Source organism: Cribrihabitans pelagius (assembly GCF_048820915.1).
GTDB classification, from domain to species: Bacteria; Pseudomonadota; Alphaproteobacteria; order Rhodobacterales; family Rhodobacteraceae; genus Cribrihabitans_A; species Cribrihabitans_A pelagius.
The window spans coordinates 169,711-185,096 of the sequence record NZ_JBMERR010000001.1 but is presented as its reverse complement, the minus strand read 5'-3'; the positions used below and the strand labels follow the sequence as shown (position 1 = coordinate 185,096).

Below are 15,386 nucleotides of genomic sequence, written 5' to 3'. Positions count from 1 at the left end.
GGCCCGCCCTGTCATCTTGCCCAAAATACTCCCGCCGGAGGCTCCCGCACCCGGCAGTCAGCGCCGCGCTTAATATCTCAGCACCTGCCCCGCCTCGCTCACCACGTATTTCTGCACCCCGGCGAAGCCCGGCGGGTCCAGCTCGGCCAGCACCTGGAATGGCCGCTGCGGCAGGATGATGGCGCGCCGGGTGCGGGTGGCGCCGGTCTCCGCGCCGCGGCCGCCGAAGGGATCCAGCGCGAAGACCTCGCGCTCCACCGTGCCGAACCAGCCCGCGCGCTCTTCGCGCACGTCTTCGCTTTCCAGCGCCTCCAGCGTCCAGGCCAGCGCCCAGTCCTGACCCTCGGGCGCGTCTGCTTCGCCCAGCACCCGGTGCAGCGGGCCGGACTGCTCGGTATAGGCCGAGGAATACATCGGCCCGACGTGGAAGCGGCGCAGGCGTTTGGGGTGGAGGTCGCCGAAATCCTCGTCAAAGCCCTTGGCGATGGTCACCAGCTTCAGCCCGGCAAGTGCCTGCGCCATCAGGTGGGCCTGGCACTCGGGCCAGCGGCGCTCGTCTTTGGGGAGTGCTACCTTGCCGCTGTCCTCCAGCTCCATCAGGTAGATCACCGGCAGGTTCACTTGGCTGTCATAGGCCGCCCAATGCAACAGAAAGCGCCGCCGCCGGGGGCCGAGGTTTTCCAGCCATTCGCATTCCGGGTCGTTCTGGGTCCAGAACAGATCGCCCTTCAGCAGCTCCTCGTAATAAAAACGCTGCGACAGCGCGAATTGCAGCCGCGCGGGCGCCTTGCGCTCGGCGATAATGCTGCGGACCATATCGTCCTTCAGCGCATCGGCGTCCGGCATGTTGGCGAGGTGGCGTTCGGCCTGCTGGGCGTCGTTGGCCATGGTCATCAGCTCCGCCGCCACCGGGAAGCCGCTATCGCGCCGGTCCATCGACAGATGCGCGGCAAAGCGGCCGCGGCCCGCCATCAGGTATTTCATCGACAGCGTGCGGAAGCTGAAGTTGAGCCGCATCAGGTAGCCGGTCAGCACCTTGACGTCGGATTTCGTGAGCTCCCCCTCGGCCTGCATCGCCGCGGCGACGCGGGTGAGATGGCGCAGGATAGTGCCGAACTTGCGGAAGTAGCGGCGCGAGGCGAAGGTGTCGGTGAGGCCGGTGTGGTCCTGGGCGGGGTTGGTCATTGCCGAAGCGTCTCCTTTCCCGGCCGTGCCGCTGGCGGCACGGCCGGCGCCCGGCCGCCCCCGTCGAACCGGAGGTTCGCCTTCGGCGAAAGGGCGGGCGCTTCGCACCCCCCCGCGCCGGGGAGCTGGCCTCTGTAGTTAAAGGATCTCATTTCAGTCCATTTCTACTGCTTCGCAGCCTGGTACAGTTTACTAGCCCCCAAAGGATAACCAGAACACCGGCGATCATGCTAAGCGTTCCCGTTGACTTGGCAGAGTAGTGAGACACCCGGGCGATGAGGGTTCCGGCACGGCCTTGCGCGAACAGCAGCTCAGAAAGGAATATCGTGAGAATAGGCCAGCTTAGCAGTCCCGCGCCCAGCAAAAATGCTCGCTTAGCAGAAACGTGCACCCTCACCCCCCATAGAGGTTCTTGTCGTGCTTCTCGACAATCGCCGCGAACCGCCGGGCGAAGCGTTCGTCGGCCTTGGCCTTCTTCTCCAGCACGTCGCGGGCAAAGACCATCTGGCCCTCGTGGGCTTCCAGCATGTCGGCCATCTTCTGGTTGGTGGCGGTGCCGATCGCGGCCATGGCTGTCTGGGCTTCCTTGTCGGTCGCCACGCCGATCTCGTTGATCCTATGCGCCACGTCCTGCTGCTGCGCGGTCTTCAGCGACTTGGTGAGCGCATCATAAAGCACCACCCGCTGGGCGGTGTCGGTCTTCAGCTTGTTGATCAGCACCATCTGCGTCGCCGCCTGGTTCTGCAAGCTGTCCACCCAGGTCTTGCCCTTTTCGATGTAGCGTTCCAGCGTCTGGGACTTGGCGAGCTTGACCTGCTCCTCCTGCACCATCGCGTTGTATCTGGTGTTGAGCTCCGCGAGTTCGGTTTCCAGCTTGGTGCGGGCGGCGGCGTCCTGTTCCACCGCGATCTTGTTCTCCAGCGCGATGATCTCGGGATCGAGCTTGGTGATATCGCGGCGCAGGCCTTCCAGCTCCTGCACGGTGAACTCGCGGTCATCGAGCGTGGCGGTGAGGTTGTCCTGCACCCGCTCGCGCTGCTCTTCGAGCGTGGCGAGCTGATCTTCCAGCAGCTGCACGATCACGTCCGACTTGGCGATCAGGTCCTGCAGCTTGTCGTCGATATTGGCGGTGCGGATCCGTTCCTGGCGCAGCGAGTCCGATTTGCCCTTGCTGAAGAAGCCGACAAAGCTCTCCCAGCCGGTCTTGTTGCGCATCTCGTCGAAGTCCCGGGAAAACGCCGCCGTCACATCGTCGAGCCCCATGATCAGCTCGGCGATATTGGCGTTCATCACCTCGGTGTGGGCGTGCACATCGTCAAGCGTGGCGTTCTCGATGTCGATGGCGGCGTCCTCGCCCGCGTCCATCTTGGCGCGGGCACTCTCGATGCGGGTCGTCAGCGCCTCGATCCTGGCCTGCGAGTCGCGGACCTTTTCCTGGCTGTCTTCCACCATGCGGTCAAATTGCGAACGGCTCATCCCGGCAGCTCCCTCCCTAGCAAATAGCTTTCACCGATATGGGGATGTAAAATCCTTTTACATCCCCCGGGGCGCGGTAATTGCGCCGCCTTCGGTTTCACTGTTGCAGAGCTGCCGCGGAAAGGAAAGCGGGCGCGGCATGCGCGCCCGCCCGCAGCTGCATGGCGCGGGCCTTGATGTCCCTGTTTGGCCTGGGCCTACATGGACTGCGCCTTTTCCAGCACCAGGAAGGTCATCAGCCCGAAAGGCGGCAGGCTTTCCTGCACCTCGATGCTGAGCCGCTCCTCCTGCAGAACGGTTTCCAGCGCAAAGTCGGAATGCCAGCCGATCACGTTGGCGAGCGGCGCCGAGAGCTTCTCGATCGAGGCCATGACCCCGTCCTCGCGCCGGAAATGATTGGTGATCACAACCTTGCCGCCGGGTTTCAGCACCCGCGCGATCTCCTGCATCACCTGCTCCGGGTCGGGCACCACGGAGAGCACATGCATCGCGGCGACAATGTCGAAGGAATTGTCCGGGAAGTCGAGCTGGCGGGCATCCATCTGGCGCAGCTCCGCCACCTGCGTGAGCTCCAGCTCCGCTACCTTGCGGCGGGCCTTGGCCAGCATCTCGTGGCTGAAGTCGATGCCTGTCACCTGCAGGTGCGGCGCATAATTCGGCAGGGAAAGGCCGGTGCCGACGCCGACCTCCAGCACCCGCCCCTCATGTGCGTTCATGTAGCCGGCCGCGCGCCGCCTTCCTGCATTGGTCACCGCCCCAAAGGTCCGGTCATAGACCGGCGCCCAGCGCGCGTATGACGATTCAACCGCTTTGATATCCAAGGTTTCCCCCCTGCTCTTTACCTTCTACCTGCCGGGCGATTTTGCGATCAGCCCCCAGATTACCATCACCGCATACGCCAGGCACAGCACCACCAGGGTGGTCCAGGCGTAGGTCAGCACAGCCGCCCCTGCAAAGGCGAAGCCGACCAGGAAATATTTTACGTTCTCGCGCGAAATCTTCAGCGCCTTCGGCGACCAGGTCGGGATCCGGCTGATCATCAGCAGGCCAATCACCACCATATGCAGTGAGATCAGCAGATCCGGGATCACCGGGCCGTCGCCAAAAGCGAAAGAGACAAACATCGGCAGCATCGCCAGAAGCGCCCCCGCGGGCGAAGGGATGCCGGTGAAGAAGCCGCTGCGCGGGGCAGGCTCGTCCGATTTGGCGGAGACATTGAAGCGCGCCAGCCGCACCACGCAGCAGACCGAGAACACCAGCACCGAGATCCAGCCCGCGCTGCGGGTGTCCTGCAGCGCCCAGAAATAGACCACCAGCGGCGCGGCGACGCCGAAATTCAGGAAGTCGGCGAGCGAGTCCAGTTCTGCGCCCATTTTGCTGTCGCTGCCGAGCGCGCGGGCCAGACGGCCGTCAAGCCCGTCCAGGATCGCCGCCGCCAGGATCAGAAGCACCGCCAGCGTGTAGCTGCCATGCACCCCGAAACGGATCGCCGACAGGCCCGCACAGATCGCGCCGATGGTCATCATGTTCGGCAAAAGCTGGATCAGGGCGAACTCGGCCTTCTTCTTTTCCGGGGCTTCGTACATGGCGCTGGCGGGGTCCTTCCTGGCTGCTGCTCTGGCTTCGGCGGCCGCGGCCTGCTGCCGCGGAGCAGGCACGGCTTGGCGGCCGTTCGCCTGCCCGGTTTCGCCTGCCCAGTCCGGCAAGCTTTGGCCTCAAGTCATAAAAGGTTTGTGCCCAAGCGCAAGGGGCATGCCGCCGCAAGGGGCGGACAGGCGCCCGGCTGCCGCGCGCCCCGCTGGCGGCGGCGCGGTGGCGCAGCGCGCGTGCGCGCTGCGCGGCCCAACGGTGAAGGGCCGCCCGGCAGGGCGGCCCGGAGCGGGCGGGAGTGCCCCCGCCCGGCCAATGGCTCAGCCGACGATGTTGAAACCGGGCCCGTAGGGGTATTTGGTGATGTTTTCGTTGCCGTCCTCCTGGATCACCAGGATATCGTGCTCGCGGTAGCCGCCCGCGCCGGGGTTGCCCTCGGCGATGGTCAGCATCGGCTCCATCGAGATCACCATGCCCGGCTCCAGCACGGTGCCGATATCCTCGCGCAGCTCCAGCCCCGCTTCGCGGCCATAGTAGTGCGACAGCACCCCGAAGGAATGGCCATAGCCGAAGGTGCGGTATTGCAGCAGGCCGCGCTCTTCGAAGAAGGCGTTGATCTTGTGAGTGATTTCCGCGCAGTTCGCCCCCGGCTGCAAGAGCGAGATGCCGTATTCATGCGCTGCCACATTGGCCTCCCAGACCGCCAGCGAGGCCGGGTCCGCCTCGCCCACGAACAGGGTCCGCTCCAACGCGGTGTAATAGCCGGAGATCATCGGGAAGGTGTTGAGCGACAGGATATCGCCGCGCTGGAGGCGGCGGCCGGTCACCGGGTTGTGGGCGCCATCGGTGTTGATGCCGGACTGGAACCAGACCCAGGTGTCGCGGTATTCGGCATCCGGAAAGCGCTTGGCGATCTCCAGCTCCATCGCGTCGCGGCCCGCCATCGCCACGTCGATCTCGCGCACGCCCTCCTTGATGGCGTCGCGGATGGCGTAGCCGCCCACGTCGGCCACTGCGGCTCCGGCGCGGATCAGCTCGATCTCGGCGGGCGACTTGTGCATGCGCTGGCGCATTGTGGGCTCGTAAAGGTCGATGAGACGGGAGGGTTGCAGGAACGCCTCCAGCTTTTCCTTCTGCAGCAGCGTCAGGTGGTCGCTTTCATACCCCGCCGCGGCGCCATCGCCCGCGACCGAGGCCACTGCGCGCCAGAAATTGTCGCGCTGCCAGTCGGTGTAGGTGATGTTGTCGCAGAACGACCGCCGCCAGGGCTGGCCCGCGTCGATGCCTGCGCTGATGGTCACCGCCTCGGTTTCCGTCACCACCAGCCCGTAGGGGCGGCCAAAGGCGCAGTAGGTGAAGCCCGAGTAGTAGGAGATGTTGTGCATCGAGGTGAAGACCGCGGCCTCTACCCCTTCGCGGGCCATGATCTCGCGCAGGCCCTTGAGGCGCGTCTCGTATTCGGAGACGGCAAATTGCAGCGGCGCTTTTTCGCCGTTGTGAAAGCGGTACATGTCAGGACGTGCAGTCATGCTGGATCCTTCCTCTGTCTCAAGAAAGGTCCCGGCGTACAGGACGGAATGTTGAAATGCGGACCCCGTGGGAGCTGCCCCCCATGCGGCGACGCCATCGCCTGGGTCCGGGCGGAAGAATGCGCTGGAACCGGGGTTCTGACAAGAGGGATTCTTGCCGGCTGGCGCCGCATGCTTCCAAGGAACGCGCCCTGGCCGGGCACCAAACCGGCAGCGTCCACCTTCTGACCTAAAATACCCCCGCCGGAGGCACCGGTCTTTCCCCAGGGAAAGACCGGTCAATGCTGCCATTCGCGCGGGACTGACCGGGACGAACCACATCGCCCCCCAGGCTAGTTCACGATCAGCGCCACCAGGTCGCTTTCCGGGTCGGCAAGCGGGTCGATCACGTTGAAATGATGCTTGCCGAAGGCGATCACATGCGCGGCGTCCCAGGCCTCGACCAGCCAGATCGCCTGATCCAGGAACGCCGGGCGCTCCTCGCCGCCGACCCACACGGTAACTTCGGCCGGGTAACGCTCTGTCATTTCCACCGGGCTTTCTGCGATGGCAGCGGCGGAGTCCATCTTGAACTTCTGGTTCATCGTGGTGCGCAGCAAGGGCCGCAGGTCCGCGAGCGGCGAGATCGGGATCACCGCCCGGATGCGCTCCCCCACGCTGGCCGGCAGGAGCGTCTTGTCCAGCATCCGCGCCACCAGGTGGCCGCCCGCGGAATGGCCCGCGAGCGCAATCGGGCCCTCGACCTCTTCGGCGATCCGGGTCACCGCCGCGGTGATCTGACGGGTGATATCGGCAATCCGCACCTCGGGGCAGAGATCGTAGGACGGCATCGCAACCGCCCAGCCATGCGCCATCGCGCCGCGCGCCAAGTGCGACGAGGAGCTCTTGTCGAAGGCCAGCCAGTAGCCGCCATGCACGAAGATGAACAACCCCTTGGGCGTGTCCTCGGGCAGGAACAGATCAAAGCACTGCCGCGGGCTCTCGCCATAGGGAATGTCCAGCCGGGCGCGGTCGTGCAGGCTGTTGCGGAAATCCTCGGCCGAGGCGGCCCAGCGCGGCGGGTATTTGCCGGCGTCCGCAATATAGGCGCCATTGGCGTAGGCGTCGTCCAGTTCCATGCCCGGTCTCCCCATTCGTTCTGTTTTGCCGCTAGCAGACAGTGTCGCACGGGCGATGTCAATTTTCTCCACCTGAAATTTGATCATATTGTGGACTCATGCTTCCTGCTGGACATATGCAGGGACAGCTGCTTTGCATTCACAATGTCACCGAGGGAGGCCCGCGATGCTTGACGATACCACAGACCTGAAATCGCTTCTGAAAGACCCCAGCCTGCTGGAGACGCGCGCCTATATCGGCGGCAAGTTCACCGAAGGCGAAGGCACCTTCGACGTCACCAACCCGGCCCGCGGCGACGTGATCGCCAAAGTTGCCGACGTGAGCCGTGCGCAGGTGGCCGGCGCCATCGCCCAGGCCGAGACGGCGCAGAAGGACTGGGCCAAATGGACCGGCAAGGAGCGCGCCCAGGTGATGCGCAAGTGGTTCGACCTGATGATGGAGAACCAGGAAGACCTGGCAGTGATCCTGACCGCCGAGATGGGCAAGCCGCTAGCCGAGTCGCGCGGCGAAGTCGCCTATGGCGCCGCCTTCGTGGAGTTCTTCGCCGAGGAGGCCAAGCGCATCTACGGCGAGACGATCCCCGGCCATCAGCGCGACAAGCGCATCACCGTGATCAAGCAGCCGATCGGGGTTGCGGCCTCGATCACGCCGTGGAATTTCCCCAACGCGATGATCACCCGCAAGGCCGGCCCGGCGCTGGCGGCGGGCTGTTCCTTCGTTGCGCGCCCCGCGGCGGAAACCCCGCTGTCGGCCATCGTGCTGGCGGTGCTGGCGGAGCGCGCGGGCATTCCCGCCGGCGTGTTCAGCGTAGTGCCGTCGTCGCGCTCCTCCGAGGTGGGCAAGGAGTTCTGCGAGAACCCGGCGGTGCGCAAGCTGACCTTCACAGGCTCCACTGAAGTCGGGCGCATCCTGTTGAAACAGGCGTCGGAACAGGTGATGAAATGCTCGATGGAGCTGGGCGGCAACGCGCCTTTCATCGTGTTCGACGATGCCGATCTGGATGCCGCGGTCGAAGGCGCGATCATGTGCAAGTTCCGCAACAACGGCCAGACCTGCGTCTGCGCCAACCGGATCTATGTGCAGGCGGGCGTCTATGACGCCTTTGCGGAGAAGCTGAAAGCGGCGCTTGAGAAGTTGAAGGTGGGCGACGGGCTGAAGGAGGGCACCGATTTCGGCCCGCTGATCAGCAAGGACGCGGTGGAGAAGGTCGAGGAGCACATCGCCGACGCCACGTCCAAGGGCGGCAGCGTGATCCTGGGCGGCAACCCGTCCGAGCTCGGCGGCACATTCTTCCAGCCGACCGTGGTGACCGGCGCCACGCAGGACATGGCCTTTGCCAATGAGGAGACCTTCGGCCCCCTCGCGCCGCTGTTCAAGTTCGGGGACGAGGACGAGGTGATCGCAATGGCGAATGACACCATCTTCGGGCTTGCCTCCTACTTCTATGCCAAGGATCTGAGCCGGGTCTACAAGGTGGCCGAGGCACTGGAATACGGGATCGTCGGGGTGAACACCGGCATCATCTCCACCGAGGTCGCACCTTTTGGCGGTGTCAAGCAGTCGGGCCTGGGCCGCGAAGGCAGCCACCACGGCATCGAGGACTATCTGGAGATGAAGTACATCTGCATGGCGGTTTGATCCGCACACCACAGAAGTACGAAAGGCCGCGGTTCCGCACCGCGGCTTTTTTCATTTGAGCGATGCTGGATCGACGCTCGCCGCCACTGCCAGAAGCCGCGCGTCTCCGGCGCGCGCGGGGGCGATCCGGACGGTGGTTATTGGCAGTTTATCCCGGCCAAACCCGTACGAACTATCGAGGAACGGCTTCGCGGCAGCAAAATCGCCGCCGCGTGGGGGCGTGGCCCTCGATGCGCGGCGGCCTTCGGCCTTGTCCCGCGCGAAGAACAGCAATATCCGGCCTTTCCCACGGGAAAGACCGGTGCCTCCGGCGGGGGTATTTGGGGTCAGAAAGTGGCTGCTTCCGGCTTGGCCCCGCGCGTGGGGAGATGCGCCGGTGGCGGCCGGATGCACAAAGCCCCCCGGCGGCACCGGGGGGCTGTTTCACGCGAAACACATGTCAGAAGGGCTGCCGGATCAGTTGACCGGCTTGGCTTCCAGTTCCTGGTGCTTCGGCTTGGCCGAGGCAATCTCGATCCGGCGCGGCTTCAGCGCTTCCGGCACTTCGCGCTTCAGATCGATGTGCAGCATGCCGTTCTCATGGCTGGCGCCGGTCACGCGGACGTGGTCGGCCAGGGTGAAGCGGCGCTCGAAGGCGCGGGTGGCGATGCCGCGGTGCAGATAGCTGCGCTCGTCTTCCTCGCCTGCCTTCTTGGCGGCAACAATCAGCGCGTTTTCGCGGACCTCGACACTCAGGTCGGACTCGTCGAAACCGGCCACGGCAATGGAAATGCGGTAGCTGTCGGCGTCGGTCTTCTCGATGTTGTAGGGCGGGTAGCTGGACTGCGCGACATCGGCACTCAGTGCCCGGTCCATCAGGTCGGCAATCTGGTCAAAGCCGATGGTTGCACGGTTCAGCGGTGCAAAATCAAAGGTACGCATGGGTCATCCTCATTCATGAGCGATTTGCGGTTGCGCCTTCCCCTTCGGGACAGGCTGGGTAATCCCCGGGCCCCTGTGACAGGCGGCCCGGACACCGCAGAGATAGGCACGGAAGGAAGCAGTTCAAGAGGTCTCAGCCGCCGGGGCGGAGGAATTTGGCGCCGGTGCTGCCACGCCCCTCACCCACCCGGACGCGGCCCACGCCGGGCGGCAGGCGGCCGCCGCTCGGCACGCCGGTGAGCTGCGCCTGCAGAAGCGCCAGATCCTCCGCCAGCGACGCCCCGAGCGAGACCCTCCGGCCATCGGCCTCGGCCTTTGCGGAGACCACCGAGACGATCCGCGGTGTGCCGCCCTCAAACGAGAAGACCGGCGCGCCGGAGGAGCCGAAATCCACATCGCAGGACATCACCAGAACCCCCTGCTGGCGCGCCACCACGTTGCAGACTTCCTGCAGCGAGGGCGCCTCCGACCGGTCGTGGGCATAGGAGACCACGCCGATGCGGGCGCCCTTGCGGGGCCGGGTGTCGGTGGCGAAGGGCACCACCGTGGTGTTTCGGATCGGCCGTTGCAGCTGCAACAGGGCGATGTCGTTGCGCACCCGGCCGGTCGAAATTTCGCCACCGAAGTTGTAGGCGGGATGCACCACGGCCCGGCGCACGCTGCGGTAGGCGGAGGCGCGGCCGTTGCGCCAGCCTGCGAGGAATTCGATGGTCTGCGGCTCGATCGGGTCGCCGCTGCGGCTGTCGAACAGGCAGTGCGCGGCGGTCAGCACCAGGTCGGGCGCGATCAGCGCGCCGGTGCAATAGCCTGCGCCATTGACGTCGAGCCGCCCGACGGCCTCCCACTGGCGCCCCGCGTCGGTGGTGTCGAGCCGTTGCAGGCGGCTGTTCTCAGCCGTGGCGGCAAGCGGCAGCAGCGCCGCCAGCAGCGCCGAAACAAACGCCGGTCTCCAATGCCTCAAGTGCCTCTCCTCTTGTCCGCTCAGCTCCTGCCAGCTGCGGCCGGCGCGCCTGTGATTGCGGGAGATTACTGCTCACGTCCGGCAAAATTACGGCAAGCCGCAGGCAGAAGCAGCCCCGCAAAATCATTTTACGGGGCTGTGTGTAGGATTGCGGACGGGAGGACCCGGGGCCGGGCTTCAGCGCAGGCGCGGCAGTTCCGGCGCGCGGGCGGGGTCTGCGCTCAGGGCCGGGGGCTTGGGGCCGCCTGTGGCCCAGTCCAGCAGCTCCACCGTGTGCACGATAGGCAGCATGGTGCCGGAGCCGATCTGCATCATGCAGCCGATGTTGCCCGCCGCGATCAGGTCAGGCTGTTTCGCCTCAAGCGTCCTGACCTTGCGCGCCTTCAGCTCGGCCGAGATTTCCGGCTGCAGCAGGTTGTAGGTGCCCGCGGAACCACAGCAGAGATGACTGTCGGCGGGCTCCACCACGGTGAATCCCGCGCGCTTCAGGAGCGTCTTGGGGCGGGTCTTGATCTGCTGGCCATGCTGCAGCGAGCAGGCGGCGTGATAAGCCACGGTGAGTCTCTTGTCCTCGCCCGCGGGCAGCTCCAGCTGCATCAGCAGCTCGGAAATATCCATGGCCAGGTTTGAGACGCGCGCCGCGTCTCCGGCCAGCGGCTCGTGGCGGAACATGTGGCCGTAGTCCTTCACCGTGGTGCCGCAGCCCGAGGTGTTGATCACGATGGCATCGAGCCCCTGCCCGTCCATCTCCGCCACCCAGGCGCGGATGTTCTTTGCCGCGGTGGCGTGGCTCTCCGCTTCGCGTCCCATGTGGTGGGTGAGCGCGCCGCAGCAGCCCGCGCCCTTGGCCACCACCACCTCGCAGCCGAGCCGGGTCAAGAGGCGGATGGTGGCATCGTTGATATCGGTGTTGAGCGCCTTCTGCGCGCAGCCGGTCATCAGCGCCACCCGCTTGCGGCGCGGGGCTTCGGGCGCAAAGCTCTGCGGGTCGTCATTGCGGCTCACTGGCGGGATGTGGCGCGGCGCCATGTCGAGCATCGCTCTGAGCCGCGCATCCGGCAGCAGCCCCTTGAAGGGCTTGGCCAGCCGCGCCCCGAACAGCGCGAGACGGAAGCGGCCCGGGTATGGCAGGATGCGCGACAAGAGCCAGCGCAGGGCGCGGTCGCTCCACGGGCGGTCGTAGTGTTTCTCGATATAGGCGCGGGCCTGATCGACGAGGTGCATGTAGTGCACACCCGACGGACAGGTGGTCATGCAGGCAAGGCAGCTGAGGCAGCGGTCGATGTGCTTTACCGTCTTCGCATCCGGCACCCGCTCGTTTTCCAGCATGTCCTTGATCAGATAGATGCGGCCGCGCGGGCTGTCGAGCTCGTCGCCGAGAACCTGGTAAGTCGGGCAGGTGGCGGTGCAGAAACCGCAGTGGACGCAAGCCCTCAGGATCTCGTTGGCGCGCTGTATCTTCGGGTCCTGCAGCTGTTCTTCGGTGAAATTGGTCTGCATGTGCTACCCCATCAGGCCCGGGTTGAGGATGCCTCTCGGGTCGAACTGGCGGCGCAGCCCTTCCGAAAGCGCGGCAAGGGGCCCGGGCTGCGGCTGGAACACGCCAAGCCGTGTGCGGGTTTCGCGGGCTGCCCGCACCAACGTGGCATGACCCGGCACGGTGAGGCGCGGGCGCAGGTCGGTGCCTTCCGGCATCAGCGCCCAGATCAGCCCGCCGCCCCAGTCAAATTGCAGGGCCTCTGCCTCGAGCCGCGGCGCCAGCTGCACCGCATCGCCGGGCTTCACCGAGATCCGCCAGACATCGCCCTGCCGGCCGCGGAAGGCCGACACATCGCGGATGCCGCGCCACAGCGAAAGACTGTCTTCGCCCTCCACGATCTCCGCCGCGCCGAAGGGCGCGAGCAGCTGCGCGAGCTTCCGGCTGCGCTCCGTCACCGAGGCGGCAAAGCCCTCGAGGCGCAGATGCACATGGAAGCTTTCGGGGTCGTAGGCGGCACCGCTCACGTCGTAAGGCGCGCCAAGCGCCGCCGACATTGCCTGCACCGCGGCCTCCAGCCCCAGGTTCGGCAGGCGCACCGTGGCCGCGGCCTCGGCCTCGGGAAGCACCTTCAGCGCCACCTCGCTCAGCACGCCGAGTGTGCCATGTGCGCCGCAAATCAGCTTCACCAGGTCATAGCCGGTAACGTTCTTCATTACCCGGCCGCCGTTGCGCACGGTCTGGCCGCTGCCATCGACAAAGCGCACCCCCAGCAGGAAGTCCCGCGCAGCACCCGCCTGGATGCGCCGCGGCCCCGAGACATTGGCAGCAAACACCCCGCCGATGGTCGGCTCGCCCGCGCTGCCGGTAAGGCCGCGATGATCCATCGGCTCAAACGCCAGACGCTGATTTTCTGCCGCCAAAAGCCCTTCCACTTCCGCCACCGGGGTGCCCGCCTGCACCACCAGCGTCAGCGCGCCGGGCTCGTACAGCGTCACCCCGGAAAGCCCGCGGCAACTGAGCAGCGTGCCCTCGGCCTCCAGCCCGCGGCTGCCGCCGCCCTGGATGCAGAGCGGCCCCTCCGCCCCGGCGATCATCTCGGCCAGCGCGGCCTCACTATCAGGTATCATCATGTCATCTTGCCCGAAATACTCTGGGGGTTTGGGGGCAAAGCCCCCATGGGATCAGGGCCGGTCACTCCGCCGCCAGCGCCACGTTCCGGCGCTCCTCAGTCACCGAAAGCGGGAACACCTTGGCCGGGTTCAGCAGCCACTTGGGGTCGAACACGTCTTTGACCCGCAGCTGCGCCTCCAGATCTTCAACCCTGTATTGCTCCAGCATCAGGTCGCGTTTCTCGATCCCCACCCCGTGCTCGCCGGTGAGGCAGCCGCCCGCCTCGACGCAGAGCTTCAGGATCGCGGCGCCGAATTCCTCGCAGGTCTCCAGATCACCGGGCTTGTTGGCGTCGAACAGAATCAGCGGATGCATGTTGCCGTCGCCCGCGTGGAACACGTTCGCCACCTGCAGGCCGAACTCCTGGCTCATCTCGCCGACGCGGCGCAGCACATACGGCAGCGCCGAGACCGGTATGGTGCCGTCGAGGCACATGTAGTCATTGATCTGCCCCATGGCGCCAAAGGCGGACTTTCGTCCCAGCCAGATCCGCGCGGCCTCGTCCGCATCGGCGGCCTCGCGCAGCTCCAGCGGATCGTGGGCGCGGGCGATCCCGGTGATCAGGCCCAGCTGATGCGCGATCTCCGCCTCGCTGCCCTCGACCTCGACGATCAGCAGCGCCTCGCAGAGCGGATAGCCCGCCTTGGCAAATGCCTCGCAGGCTTCAATGCAGGGGCGGTCCATGTATTCGATCGCCACCGGCAGAACGCCCGCCTTGATGATGTCCGACACGCAAGCGCCCGCGGCCTCGGCACTGTCAAAGGCGATGAGCACCGGGCGCGCGCCCTCGGGCTGGGGCAGGATGCGCAGGGTGGCCTCGGTCACCACGCCGAGCTGCCCCTCGCTGCCGCAAATCACGCCGAGCAGGTCAAGCCCGCCCGCGTCCAGATGCGCGCCGCCGATCTCCACCACGGTGCCGTCCATCATCACCATGGTGACGCCGAGAAGGTTGTTGGTGGTGACGCCGTATTTCAGGCAATGCGCCCCGCCCGAGTTCATCGCGATATTTCCGGCGATGGCGCAGGCGAGCTGCGAGGAGGGGTCAGGGGCGTAGAAGAAGCCCTCGTCGGCCACGGCACCCGTGACCGACAGATTGGTGCGGCCCGCCTGCACCCGGATCGCGCGGTTCGGGTAATCGGTCTCCAGCACCTGGTTCATCCGGGCCACCCCCAGCAACACGCAGTCGGCGGTGGGCAGCGCGCCGCCCGCAAGCGAGGTCCCGGCCCCGCGCGGCACCACCGGCACGCCTTCCTCAAAGCAGATCCGAAGCACATCTGCCACTTCGCGGGTGCTGCGCGGCAGCACCACCAGCATCGGCGGGCAGCGGTAGGCGGTGAGCGCGTCGCATTCATAGGCGCGGGTCTCCGCCTCCTCGGTGATCAGCGCGTCGGCGGGCAGCACCTTGGCAAGCCGCGCGGCGAGGGCGGGCTTGCGGGCGAGGATGGCGGGCACGGGGGCTGGCATCTGCATGGGGATCTCCAATCCGGTAAAATAATATTACCAATTCTGCCCGTCTGGCAAGCGCCAGATTGCCGCGCTAGGGTGGCTCCATGATATGGACCGACCGCCTTGCCCTGTTCTCATCCCTCGACGCCGCGGCGCTTGCCCTGCTGCTGGGCGGCTGGATGTGGATTGGCTGGCGAATCGAGAATCCGCCGCGCGGGCGGCTGTCGGTCTCCTTCCTGATGGCGGATTTCCGCCGCGACTGGATGCGGCGCATGGTGGAGCGCGACCCGCGCATCTTCGACGCGCAGCTGGTGGGCAACCTGCGCCAGGGCACCGCCTTCTTTGCCTCGGCGTCTATGATCGCGATTGGCGGCGGGCTGGCGCTGATCGGCAATACCGATCCGCTGGCAGGGGTGGCGGAGGATCTGATCCAGAACAAAGTGCCCGCCTTCGTGCTGGAGGTGAAGCTGCTCCTGGTGATGCTGCTCTTGAGCAATTCCTTCCTGAAATACGTCTGGGCGCACCGGCTTTTCGGCTATTGCTCGGTGCTGATGGCGGCCGTGCCCAATGACCGCACCCATGCCTTGGCCTACGAGCGCGCGGAACAGGCGGCGGAGATCAGCATCACCGCGGCGCGCAGTTTCAACCGCGGCATGCGGTCGACTTATTTTGCGCTGGCGGCAGTGGCCTGGCTCGCCGGGCCGGTGGCGCTGGGGGCGGCGGCGCTGATCACCCTGGCGGTGCTCTACCGGCGCGAGTTCGCTTCGCAGTCGCGCAGGATCCTGATGCGGGTGCCGCCGGAAAGCAGCGGCGAGGCCCCCGTGAAACCGGCCGCTTCTTCTGGCTGAAAATATCCCCGCCGGAGGCCTGC

14 protein-coding genes are annotated in these 15,386 nt (G+C 66.1%); 2 read left to right on the top strand and 12 right to left on the bottom strand.

The features are described 5' to 3' along the window. Positions 1-69 precede the first annotated feature (69 nt). From ACOHX0_RS00840 to ACOHX0_RS00815, 6 genes are all read right to left on the bottom strand, one after another. Positions 70-1,185 carry a hypothetical protein gene (locus tag ACOHX0_RS00840; protein ID WP_420674722.1) on the bottom strand — a complete coding sequence of 372 codons (1,116 nt, stop codon included), beginning with the start codon at positions 1,183-1,185 and terminating at the stop codon, positions 70-72. A gap of 393 nt (positions 1,186-1,578) precedes the next feature. Continuing rightward, positions 1,579-2,661: a coiled-coil domain-containing protein gene (locus ACOHX0_RS00835; protein ID WP_420674721.1), complete on the bottom strand. Its 1,083-nt coding sequence runs from the start codon at positions 2,659-2,661 to the stop codon at positions 1,579-1,581. Positions 2,662-2,858: 197 nt separating this feature from the next. Continuing rightward, positions 2,859-3,482: a class I SAM-dependent methyltransferase gene (locus ACOHX0_RS00830; protein WP_420674720.1), complete on the bottom strand. Its 624-nt coding sequence runs from the start codon at positions 3,480-3,482 to the stop codon at positions 2,859-2,861. Positions 3,483-3,506: 24 nt separating this feature from the next. Beyond that, positions 3,507-4,247: a CDP-diacylglycerol--serine O-phosphatidyltransferase gene (pssA, locus tag ACOHX0_RS00825; RefSeq protein WP_420674719.1), complete on the bottom strand. Its 741-nt coding sequence runs from the start codon at positions 4,245-4,247 to the stop codon at positions 3,507-3,509. A gap of 324 nt (positions 4,248-4,571) precedes the next feature. After that, complete coding sequence (locus tag ACOHX0_RS00820) at positions 4,572-5,780, bottom strand: aminopeptidase P family protein (RefSeq protein ID WP_420674718.1); 1,209 nt, start codon at positions 5,778-5,780, stop codon at positions 4,572-4,574. Between the two features lie 332 nt (positions 5,781-6,112). Then, a complete protein-coding gene (locus ACOHX0_RS00815) occupies positions 6,113-6,898 on the bottom strand; it encodes an alpha/beta hydrolase (RefSeq protein WP_420674717.1) in 786 nt (261 codons plus the stop codon). Positions 6,899-7,064: 166 nt separating this feature from the next. Between ACOHX0_RS00815 and ACOHX0_RS00810 the strand changes: the two genes are divergently transcribed. After that, positions 7,065-8,537: an NAD-dependent succinate-semialdehyde dehydrogenase gene (locus tag ACOHX0_RS00810; RefSeq protein ID WP_420674716.1), complete on the top strand. Its 1,473-nt coding sequence runs from the start codon at positions 7,065-7,067 to the stop codon at positions 8,535-8,537. Between the two features lie 51 nt (positions 8,538-8,588). Here ACOHX0_RS00810 and ACOHX0_RS00805 read toward each other — a convergent pair whose 3' ends face one another. From ACOHX0_RS00805 to ACOHX0_RS00780, 6 genes are all read right to left on the bottom strand, one after another. Continuing rightward, positions 8,589-8,810, bottom strand: a complete 222-nt coding sequence (locus tag ACOHX0_RS00805) for a hypothetical protein (protein WP_420674715.1) — start codon at positions 8,808-8,810, stop codon at positions 8,589-8,591. 183 nt (positions 8,811-8,993) lie between these two features. Continuing rightward, positions 8,994-9,458, bottom strand: a complete 465-nt coding sequence (locus ACOHX0_RS00800; RefSeq protein WP_420674714.1) for an Hsp20 family protein — start codon at positions 9,456-9,458, stop codon at positions 8,994-8,996. Positions 9,459-9,591: 133 nt separating this feature from the next. Next, positions 9,592-10,386 (bottom strand): trypsin-like serine peptidase, encoded by a 795-nt coding sequence (locus ACOHX0_RS00795; RefSeq protein WP_420674902.1) that lies wholly within the window; start codon positions 10,384-10,386, stop codon positions 9,592-9,594. A 210-nt stretch (positions 10,387-10,596) separates the two neighbouring features. Beyond that, the gene (glcF, locus tag ACOHX0_RS00790) at positions 10,597-11,919 is read right to left on the bottom strand and encodes a glycolate oxidase subunit GlcF (RefSeq protein WP_420674713.1); all 1,323 of its coding nucleotides are present in this window, start codon (positions 11,917-11,919) and stop codon (positions 10,597-10,599) included. A gap of 3 nt (positions 11,920-11,922) precedes the next feature. Next, entirely contained in the window at positions 11,923-13,026 is a 1,104-nt protein-coding gene (locus tag ACOHX0_RS00785) for an FAD-binding protein (protein ID WP_420674712.1), read from the bottom strand. 64 nt (positions 13,027-13,090) lie between these two features. After that, complete coding sequence (locus ACOHX0_RS00780; protein ID WP_420674711.1) at positions 13,091-14,539, bottom strand: FAD-linked oxidase C-terminal domain-containing protein; 1,449 nt, start codon at positions 14,537-14,539, stop codon at positions 13,091-13,093. An 80-nt stretch (positions 14,540-14,619) separates the two neighbouring features. Here ACOHX0_RS00780 and ACOHX0_RS00775 point away from each other — a divergent pair, with 80 nt between their 5' ends. Then, entirely contained in the window at positions 14,620-15,363 is a 744-nt protein-coding gene (locus ACOHX0_RS00775) for a DUF599 domain-containing protein (RefSeq protein ID WP_420674710.1), read from the top strand. Positions 15,364-15,386: the final 23 nt, after the last annotated feature.

Excerpts from the sequence above, each read along its gene's own strand:
- ACOHX0_RS00840 (WP_420674722.1), bottom strand. The coding sequence starts at position 1,185 with ATGACCAACCCCGCCCAGGACCACACCGGCCTCACCGACACCTTCGCC.
- ACOHX0_RS00835 (WP_420674721.1), bottom strand. The coding sequence starts at position 2,661 with ATGAGCCGTTCGCAATTTGACCGCATGGTGGAAGACAGCCAGGAAAAG.
- pssA (WP_420674719.1), bottom strand. The coding sequence starts at position 4,247 with ATGTACGAAGCCCCGGAAAAGAAGAAGGCCGAGTTCGCCCTGATCCAG.
- ACOHX0_RS00820 (WP_420674718.1), bottom strand. The coding sequence starts at position 5,780 with ATGACTGCACGTCCTGACATGTACCGCTTTCACAACGGCGAAAAAGCG.
- ACOHX0_RS00815 (WP_420674717.1), bottom strand. The coding sequence starts at position 6,898 with ATGGAACTGGACGACGCCTACGCCAATGGCGCCTATATTGCGGACGCC.
- ACOHX0_RS00810 (WP_420674716.1), top strand. The coding sequence starts at position 7,065 with ATGCTTGACGATACCACAGACCTGAAATCGCTTCTGAAAGACCCCAGC.
- ACOHX0_RS00800 (WP_420674714.1), bottom strand. The coding sequence starts at position 9,458 with ATGCGTACCTTTGATTTTGCACCGCTGAACCGTGCAACCATCGGCTTT.
- glcF (WP_420674713.1), bottom strand. The coding sequence starts at position 11,919 with ATGCAGACCAATTTCACCGAAGAACAGCTGCAGGACCCGAAGATACAG.
- ACOHX0_RS00785 (WP_420674712.1), bottom strand. The coding sequence starts at position 13,026 with ATGATACCTGATAGTGAGGCCGCGCTGGCCGAGATGATCGCCGGGGCG.
- ACOHX0_RS00780 (WP_420674711.1), bottom strand. The coding sequence starts at position 14,539 with ATGCAGATGCCAGCCCCCGTGCCCGCCATCCTCGCCCGCAAGCCCGCC.
- ACOHX0_RS00775 (WP_420674710.1), top strand. The coding sequence starts at position 14,620 with ATGATATGGACCGACCGCCTTGCCCTGTTCTCATCCCTCGACGCCGCG.